Raw genomic sequence first — 2,646 nt, forward strand, 5'->3', positions numbered from 1 at the left:
GGGATCCCTTCTGAAGGGGCCGGTCTTTTGCTGGCTCATGACCTACATTTCGCACACCTCCAAGGACACATAGCCATGTACAACAATCGTCGTGGTTTTCTTCGCTGGCTGGCTCTCGGTTTTGGCTCGTTGGTGGGTTGGTTACCTGGGTTTACCCGGCGCCGTTTTGCCCTGGCCCAGGGAACTGCTTCTGGCTCTAAGGCTTCTGAGCCGGAGTTTGTGAAAGTTGCCACTCTGGCCGATCTCAAAGATGGCCCCTTCAAGGTGGAAAACGCCTTTGGGAAAAACACCGCCACCCTCTGGCTGGTCGGGGATCCGCAAAAAGAAGATTCTCTGCTGGCTTTGGATGCCGCCTGTCCCCATGCGGGGTGTGATGTGAACTGGCGGGGGGAGAACTTTGTCTGCCCCTGTCATGGCTCGGCTTTTGCTGCCGATGGCAGCCGTACCCGTGGCCCGGCCAAGGCAGACCTGGCCATCTACAAGGTCAAGGTGGAGAAGGGAGAAATTTTTGTAGCCAAAGCCTCATAAAGTTCTGGGCAGGCTGTGGGCTTTGAGGCCAGGCAAAAGGAGTCGGGTATCCGGATTGAGAAGACAATGGGCTGAGCTACCGAGGCTCTCCCTATGGCTCGTCCCTACCGCTATCTGTTCCTCTCCACCCCTGTTGGACCTCTGGGATCCGGGGCCGGTGGTGGTGTGGAGCTCAATCTTGCCAACCTGACGCGTGTCTTACTCCAGATGGGATCCCAAGTGCGGGTGTTGGCCCCTGTGGGATCCCGAATGGCGGAGTTGCCGGAGGAGGTGATCGAGCCGGTGGCGGGCCTTCCCCCGGCCTATGCGCAAACCCAGCGCCGCGATCAGCCGGTTCTGATCCACACCCCCTCTCTGCTGGCCAACCTGTGGCAGCGGGCTGCCCACCTGCAAGATCAGTTCGATCTAATCGTGAACTGGAGCTACGATTGGCTCTCGTTTTATTTGACGGATTTTTTCCGCACCCCGGTGGCCCACATTGTTAGCATGGGATCCCTCAGCGATGCCGTCGATCAGGCTCTAGAGCACATTGCCCATCGCTACCCTGGTCGGCTGGCGGTGCATTCGCGGGCGCAAGCCCAGACCTTTGCCTTTGCCCGAGCCGAGATGGCGGCAGGTCGGGATCCCTTTGTCTATCTGCCCTGCGGGGTGGATCTGCGCCTCTACGACTTTGTGCCCCAAGGGAATGGATCCCTGTGTTGGATTGGCCGCATTGCCCCGGAGAAGGGCCTAGAAGACTGTGCTGCCCTAGCCGAGAAGACGGGAAGGCCGGTGGTGATCCTAGGCCACCTGCAAGAGCCAGGCTACTGGCAGCAGATCCAAGAGCAGTACCCGCATGCCCAATTGGATTACCGAGGGTTTTTGCCCACCCCGCAAATGCAGCGGATCTTGGGGCAATGCTCAGCCTTGATCATGACCCCCAAGTGGGTGGAGGCCTTTGGCTTGGTGGCGGTGGAAGCTTTGGCCTGTGGCGTGCCGGTGATTACCTACCGCCGGGGTGGGCCCGCGGAAATTGTCAGCGATGGAGAAACCGGCTGGATCGTCGAGCCGGACAACGTGGCAGCTTTGGCAGAGGCTGTAGAGCGCCTAGATCACATCGACAGGAGCCGCTGTCGGCAACGGGCAGAAGAGCACTATTCCCTGGGCGCGATGGCAGAGCAGTTTCTGGCCTGGAGCAGGCAGATTGGCCGGGATCCCACCTGGGCAGCCCGCGAGGGAGGAGACAGGCAGTGGTACTATTAACTTACTTAATTCTGGCGAACTGTGTCAGACACGCAGCCCAACAACGGGAACGTTTTGACTTACGACGGGGAAACCATCATGACGACTGGGAAAGGATCTGTTGCGCTGGTGCGATCAGAGGTTCGTCGGCGGTCACAGGTTCTGGGAACGCAGGTGATCAGCCAGGGCAACGCAGCCCGGCTTGGGGTAGTCAGCGAAGTTTGGGCGGATCTGGAAGCCAAGCAGGTTCTGGTGCTGGGGGTGCTGGAAAAAGCCCTTGCCGGATCCCCCCGTTTGATGGAGCTGCGGCAAGTAACAGCGTTGGGTCAGGATGCAGTTCTTGTCCCCAGCGAAGAAGTTTTCGATAACTTGGATTTGGAGGGCCTGAGTCGCGTGGTTGGCAGCGAGGTGGTAACCGAAGAAGGGATCCGCCTCGGCAAAGTTAAGGATTTTGAGTTTAACTCCGTCTCCGGCATCATCACGGGCTTGGTGCTCTCCAACCTTGGCCTCACCTTTTTACCTGGCTTTATCCTCAGCACCTATCTGCTCTCCACTGACGAGATTGTCTCTGTGGGCGGGGATCGCCTTATTGTTGCCGATGGCGCTGAGACCCGCCTAACCCAACTGGCCAAGGGGATTTTGGAAACCCTGGGAATCGGCAAGCCCCCTTGGGAAGCCGGAGTTAGCCCTGCTCCTGCCCTGCCCAGTGCTGTCGAGAGTTCCGCTGTCGAGGAAGATTACGAAGAAGAATACGACGAGGAATACGAAGCCGAAGAAGAAGACGTTTACGCAGAAGAAGAGCCTGAACCTGAGCCGCAGCCTGTGCGTCCTCGTCCACCTGAGCCCGCACCCGCCCCCGAACAACCGGCTTGGGAACAGGAGTATGCCAAAGAAGAG

General features: G+C 58.9%; 3 protein-coding genes. All 3 read left to right on the forward strand.

The genetic code is table 11. The features are described 5' to 3' along the window. Positions 1 to 528: ubiquinol-cytochrome c reductase iron-sulfur subunit (locus tag NW820_RS04290; protein ID WP_414406776.1), on the forward strand; the 528-nt coding region annotated here is incomplete at its 5' end. Between the two features lie 93 nt (positions 529 to 621). Further along, positions 622 to 1,770, forward strand: a complete 1,149-nt coding sequence (locus tag NW820_RS04295) for a glycosyltransferase (RefSeq protein ID WP_414330180.1) — start codon at positions 622 to 624, stop codon at positions 1,768 to 1,770. 108 nt (positions 1,771 to 1,878) lie between these two features. Continuing rightward, positions 1,879 to 2,646, forward strand: a 768-nt coding sequence (locus tag NW820_RS04300; protein WP_414406777.1) for a PRC-barrel domain-containing protein, incomplete at its 3' end; no start/stop codon positions are given.

This window comes from Synechococcus sp. R55.7, from assembly GCF_047461955.1.
Taxonomy (GTDB): Bacteria; Cyanobacteriota; Cyanobacteriia; order Thermostichales; family Thermostichaceae; genus Thermostichus.

What these genes read in the sequence shown, in the direction of transcription:
- NW820_RS04295 (WP_414330180.1), top strand. Translation starts at nt 622, where the DNA reads ATGGCTCGTCCCTACCGCTATCTGTTCCTCTCCACCCCTGTTGGACCT.